Genomic DNA, 2,023 nt, shown 5'->3' with positions numbered 1-2,023 from the left:
CTCGTCTTTTCCGCGTGTAGAGTCAGCCCCAGCCGCCGCATGATCCCTTGGACCTTGCGTTCGGCTTCCTCGCAAGCTGCGCGAGTGCGGCAGACGATGACGAAGTCATCGGCGTACCGCACCAGCACGCCCAGATGGGCGTACCGGTCCTCCCACATCTCATCGAGAACGTGCAGGTAGATGTTGGACAGCAGCGGTGAGATGACACCGCCCTGCGGCGTACCGCTGAGCTTCGCCATCTCGCTCCCGTCCTCCATCACACCCGCACGGAGCCACTGCCGGAGCAGCTTCAAGACCCGACGATCCGAGATGCGCCGCTCCACGAGTCGCATCAGCTTCTCGTGGTCGATGCTGTCGAAATAGCTCTCGATGTCGGCGTCGAGCACATGATCGCCGCCCTTCGCGCCCAGCTTTCGAAGACGCTCGAGCGCCTGCGTGGCCGAACGCTTCGGGCGGAAGCCGTGCGAGGCGGAACGAAAATCCGCCTCGAAGATCGGCTCCATCACCAGCTTCACCGCCATCTGAACCACCCGATCGCGAACCGTCGGGATGCCGAGCGGGCGCACGCGCCCGTCCGGCTTCGGGATGTACCGGCGGAGGACCGCCTTCGGCCGATACGTACCGTCGCGCAACTCGGACTGGAGGTCCTTCAAGAAGTCGCCGACGCCCGCACGGACGATCGCATCGATCGTCTGTGCGTCGACGCCGGCAGCTCCCTTGTTGCGCTTCACCCGCTTCCACGCGGCCCACAGGACGTCACTCCGGTAGACACGGTCGTACAGCGCATGGAAGCGGCGCTTGGGAGATCGCTTGGCAGCGACCCACAGTCGGCGTTGGAGATAGCGCACTTTATCCGGCCGCTTTCGCAGCTGGGGGTGGTTGGACCGGATCCTTGCCCGGCCATGCCCTCGCACGTGACTCCTCATCCGACCCATCCAAAGTAGGGACCCTTCGCTCCCCGAGCGTTCTGTTGCGCTCGGATCGGCACTACTACGATCCCCTCGGACTCCCGCTCCGCACCCCGTCCTTTCACCTTCTGGTTTATGGACGGCGCTCGCCGCGACGACGGCCGCGAAGACGGGTCTCTCGTGTTCCGAACCTTTCCTTCCGCACGTGCCACGCCCCATACCCCGCCGGGACCCAGCGCGCGCTTCGGACCCAGCGCGCCGGATGTTGCCTTCACCGTGACATGAGCGGCTCGACTCCCGGATTGTGACTCTGTCGAGGCTGCAGGCTTCACTTCATGTTGCGGCCCGTACGGTCGCTCCCTCCGAAGAGGCTCTCGTCGGTCGGCTTCGGCCCCGGGGTCTCCCCCGGGCACCGCGACCCTGCTACCCGGCGCTCCGACGCTTACCGGTCCGGGACTTCCACCCGTAGGAAAGGCGCAGCAAGCAGATCCGTCCCGAACGTCTCGGGTCTCGTCCGCGTCACGACGCACCACTGGTAGACCCTACCTTTCCTTTGCGGGAGGCGCCGAAAAGGTAGGGCCCCCTTTCAAACCGTACGTGCGGTTTTCCCGCATACGGCTTACCGATGGACTCTCGAGTCGTTGCATTACGCAGTCTCCCAGAAGGCCCGCTCCGGATATCGGATCGTGCCTCGCAAGCGGTGTAGCCCGAGGGCCTCGAAGTACTCTGGCGTCCATCGCTCGGCCTGCCCCGCCTTCAGGTTGCGGCCTCGGCGCTTCATCTCGAAGCGCTTGAGCCGCCAGGCGACGTGACGATCGATCTCGACGAACCTCGTCGACGCGTTCCCGGTTCGGAAGTAGTTGCCCCAGCCGCGTAACACCGGGTTGAGGTCATCGATGAGCACGCGCACATCTTTGACCCCGTTTCGATGTCGGCCGGTGAGCTCCCGTATCCGGGCCCGGAGCCGCTTCATACTGCGCTTCGAGGGCCAGCGCTGGAGGAAGTAGACCCGTCGGCCGTCCCTCTCCCAGATCTTCCCGCTCATGCGCTTGTGAAGATGGCAGCCGAGGAACTCGAATCCTTCCCGTCCCCAGGTCAGATCCGCTCTCCTCGTC

At 65.0% G+C, this 2,023-nt stretch carries 2 protein-coding genes; both read right to left on the bottom strand.

Going from position 1 to position 2,023, the window contains the following annotated elements:
* The coding region (gene ltrA / locus SX243_26110) for a group II intron reverse transcriptase/maturase (GenBank protein MDY7096461.1) at window positions 1–848 on the bottom strand (848 nt) is incomplete at its 3' end.
* 706 nt (window positions 849–1,554) lie between these two features.
* A complete protein-coding gene (locus tag SX243_26105) occupies window positions 1,555–1,953 on the bottom strand; it encodes a group II intron maturase-specific domain-containing protein (protein MDY7096460.1) in 399 nt (132 codons plus the stop codon).
* Window positions 1,954–2,023 lie beyond the last annotated feature (70 nt).

Source organism: Acidobacteriota bacterium (assembly GCA_034211275.1).
In the GTDB taxonomy this organism is placed as follows: domain Bacteria; phylum Acidobacteriota; class Thermoanaerobaculia; order Multivoradales; family JAHZIX01; genus JAGQSE01.
The sequence above is the reverse complement of the archived record's forward strand: the minus strand, read 5'-3'. Positions and strand labels throughout refer to the sequence as shown.